We start from the raw sequence: 3,617 nt of genomic DNA, 5'->3' as shown, positions 1-3,617 counted from the left end.
GGGGTAGCAGCCACGACCGGCGACGAGGGCGCCGGCGGCGTCACGGGCGATGCGGTCGCCGCGGGCATCGCGGGCGAGGCCGGCGCGAGGTCGACGGGCGACACGGGTGCGGCCGGGGTCGCGGGTGTCCCCGGACTCACCAGGTCGTCGAAGGTCGCGTCACCGAGGGCGGCCCGGGAGGCGCGGCTCGGCTCCGCCACGGCCGTCGCGTGCTCGACGCGCTCCGGTGCTCCCCCGGAGGACGCCGTCGCCGCCGCGCGTTCCGCCTCGATGCGGGCCCGTCGGGTCAGGTGGACGACCGGTGCGGGAGCGTCCGCGGAGCCGTCGGTGTGCACGGGCGTGAGGGGAGCGTGGGGCATGTGTTCGGCGTGGATCCTGATCGGGGCGAGACGCGCTCGTTGGTAACGAGCAGATAACGGGACCCGAGCACGCTAGCAGGAGCGTCCGGGAGACGCCAGTCCTCGGGATGTCCTCACCCGGCGAGCACGGACTCCTCGAGGCGCCGCAGCAGGTCCGCGAGCTCGTCCGCGACGGCGGGTGCGGCGAAGAGGAACGACCGCGTGCCGCCGGCCTCCCAGATCCGGGTCTCGGCGCCGGCCTCACGGGCGACGATCGACCCGGCGGCCATGTCCCACGGGTTGATCCCGCGCTCGTAGTAGGCGTCCACGGTGCCGACGCCCACCGCGCAGCAGTCCAGCGAGGCCGCTCCCCCACGGCGGATGTCGCGGACCTCGCCGATGAGTCCGGCGAGCACCGCGACCTGCTGCCGTCGGCGCTCGGCGGTGTACCCGAAGCCGGTGGCGACGAGCGTCTCGGCGAGCGAGGCCGGCGTCCCGACGTGCAGCGGGACCCCGTCGCGCGTGGCACCCTCGCCGGCGGCCGCGCGGAACACGACGCCGGTCGCGGGCTGGACGACCACGCCGGCGATCGGCTCCCACGAGGTCGGGTCGGCCGGGCCGCGCACCACGCCGATGCTCACGCCGTACTCGGCGCTGCCGTAGAGGTAGTTGACCGTGCCGTCGATCGGGTCGACCACCCACGTGATGCCCGAGGTCCCCGCGCCGGTGCCGGACTCCTCACCGAAGAACGCGTCGTCCGGCCGGGCCTCGGCGATCCGTGCCCGGACGAGTGCCTCGACCTCACGGTCGGCAGCCGTGACCACGTCGACGATGCTCGACTTCCGGTCGGCGACCTCGACCCCCTCGACCCGTCGGCGCGCGGCGAGCGCTGCTGCCTCACGGGCGATGGACTCGGCGAGGTCGGCGAACTGGACGGGGGTGAGGTCGGAGGGCATGCGTCCATCCTCGCGGAAACGGAACGGCCCCGTCCGATGAGGACGGGGCCGTTCCGATGGTGGCAAGTGAGGGATTCGAACCCCCGAAGGCTACGCCGGCTGATTTACAGTCAGATCCCTTTGGCCGCTTGGGTAACTTGCCATGTGCGCACCCGGCCCGTGTAGTCACCAACCGAAGGCGCGCATGAAAGCATAGCCGATCCGAGACGGTGCTCGTGACCACCGCGGGCCGATCCACGGGTGCCGAACCGCGCCTCCCGTCCGCCGTTAGGCTGTCCCGCATGGCAGACAGTTCCTTCGACGTGGTCAGCAAGGTCGACAAGATGGAGGCGGAGAACGCCCTCAACCAGGCCGCCAAGGAGATCGAGCAGCGGTACGACTTCAAGGGCGCCGACGCATCGATCGCGTTCAGCGGTGAGGACGTCCTCATCAAGGCGAACTCCGAAGAGCGCGCGAAGGCCGTCCTCGACGTCCTGCAGAGCAAGGCGATCAAGCGGAACATCAGCCTCAAGAGCCTCGACGCGGGCGACCCGTACCCGTCGGGCAAGGAGTACCGCATCGAGGTGAAGTTCAAGAACGGCATCGAGCAGGACGTGGCGAAGAAGATCGGCGCGTTCCTCCGGGCCAACGCCCCGAAGACCGTGAAGAACCAGATCCAGGGCGACGAACTGCGCGTCTCCTCGAAGAGCCGCGACGACCTGCAGAACACGATCCAGCTCCTCAAGGGTGAAGAGTTCGACGTGCCGCTGCAGTTCATCAACTTCCGCTGACGCGCCGCCCGCCGCTGTGGAGCACTGGCTCACCGTCGCCATCACGGTCTTCCTGGTCCTGCTGGACCTGGCGATCCGCGTCTTCTCGATCATCTACGTCCCGATCAACCGGAAGCCGCAGACCGCGACGGCCTGGCTGCTGGCGATCTTCCTCATCCCCTACATCGGGTTCATCGTCTTCCTCGTCATCGGGTCGACGAAGCTCCCGCACGCCCGGCGTGAGAAGCAGACCGAGATCAACGCGTACATCCTCGAGCAGACCGAGGGGATCGAGCGCGTCCGGCGCGACCACCCGTGGCCGGCGTGGCTGGACAGCATCACCCGCCTGAACCGCGAACTCGGCGCCATGCCCCTGGTGGGCGGCAACTCCGCGGAGCTCTACCCCGACTACGACGAGTCGATCGCCGAGATGACCCGCGCGATCGACGGCTCGCGGCGGTTCGTGCACGTCGAGTTCTACATCGCGACCCTCGACGACACCACGCGCCCGTTCTTCGAGGCGCTCGCCCGCGCCCAGGCCCGCGGCGTCACCGTCCGGGTCCTGCTCGACCACTGGGCGAGCCGCGGCTACCCGGGCTACAAGGACACCCTCGCGTTCATGGACCGCGCGGGCATCGAGTGGCACCTCATGCTCCCGCTGCTGCCGTTGCAGGGGAAGTTCCAGCGCCCGGACCTCCGCAACCACCGGAAGATCGTGGTCATCGACGGGTCGATCGCGTTCACCGGGTCGCAGAACCTCATCGACAAGTCCTACGACCTGAAGTCCCACATCGACAAGGGCATGCAGTACAAGGACCTCTTCGCGCGGTTCGAGGGTCCCGTCGTCGCCGGGCTCAACGCCCTGTTCGTGACCGACTGGTACAGCGAGACCGACGAGCTGCTGCTCCGCGAGAGCGACCCCGTCCAGCGGGCCGACCGCGGTGACGCACTCGACTGCCAGGTCGTCCCGTCCGGCCCCGGGTTCGACGGCGAGAACAACCTGCGCCTCTTCAACGCCCTGCTCTACTCGGCCCAGCAGAAGGTGTCGATCACCTCGCCGTACTTCGTCCCCGACGACTCCATGCTCTACGCCATCACCACGACGGCGCAGCGCGGGGTCGAGGTCGAGCTGTTCGTCGGCGAGATGGGCGACCACGCGATGACGTGGCACGCGCAGCGCTCCTACTACGAGGGGCTGCTCCGGGCCGGCGTGAAGATCTGGCTGTACCGGGCGCCGACGATCCTGCACGCGAAGCACTTCACGATCGACGACGACGTGGCGGTGATCGGGTCGAGCAACATGGACATGCGGTCGTTCAGCCTCAACCTCGAGGTCTCCGTGATGGTCCGCGGCAGCCGTTTCGTCGATGCGCTGCGCGAGGTCCAGGACGCCTACAAGGAGCACAGCTTCGAGTTGACGCTCGACGCGTGGGTGGAGCGGCCGCGTCGGTCGCAGGTGCTCGACAACGTCGCGCGGCTCACGGCGGCGCTGCAGTAGCGGCCGGCCCAGGAGGCGCGGGTCGCGACCGGCGGGCAGGTGCGGGCCGCGGGTGGTCGCCCGGGCGCGGGTGCGC

General features: G+C 69.9%; 3 protein-coding genes, 1 tRNA gene and 1 pseudogene. 2 read left to right on the top strand and 3 right to left on the bottom strand.

The annotated features are described in order from the left end of the window. The 3 genes and pseudogenes from HWD93_RS18105 to HWD93_RS18095 form a co-directional block, all read right to left on the bottom strand. Nucleotides 1-359, bottom strand: a pseudogene (locus tag HWD93_RS18105) (hypothetical protein); the annotation flags it as partial. A gap of 113 nt (nucleotides 360-472) precedes the next feature. Beyond that, a complete protein-coding gene (locus tag HWD93_RS18100) occupies nucleotides 473-1,294 on the bottom strand; it encodes an inositol monophosphatase family protein (RefSeq protein WP_261647564.1) in 822 nt (273 codons plus the stop codon). A 57-nt stretch (nucleotides 1,295-1,351) separates the two neighbouring features. After that, nucleotides 1,352-1,436 (bottom strand) — tRNA-Tyr (locus HWD93_RS18095). Between the two features lie 139 nt (nucleotides 1,437-1,575). Here HWD93_RS18095 and HWD93_RS18090 point away from each other — a divergent pair. Next, nucleotides 1,576-2,064, top strand: coding sequence for a YajQ family cyclic di-GMP-binding protein (locus tag HWD93_RS18090; RefSeq protein ID WP_069712130.1), 489 nt, complete (start codon nucleotides 1,576-1,578; stop codon nucleotides 2,062-2,064). 16 nt (nucleotides 2,065-2,080) lie between these two features. Continuing rightward, a complete protein-coding gene (gene cls, locus HWD93_RS18085; protein ID WP_070418368.1) occupies nucleotides 2,081-3,541 on the top strand; it encodes a cardiolipin synthase in 1,461 nt (486 codons plus the stop codon). The last annotated feature ends 76 nt before the right edge of the window (nucleotides 3,542-3,617 follow it).

Origin of the sequence: Curtobacterium sp. C2H10 (assembly GCF_025407985.1) — a bacterium.
Lineage (GTDB): Bacteria > Actinomycetota > Actinomycetes > Actinomycetales > Microbacteriaceae > Curtobacterium.
The sequence above is the reverse complement of the archived record's forward strand: the minus strand, read 5'-3'. Positions and strand labels throughout refer to the sequence as shown.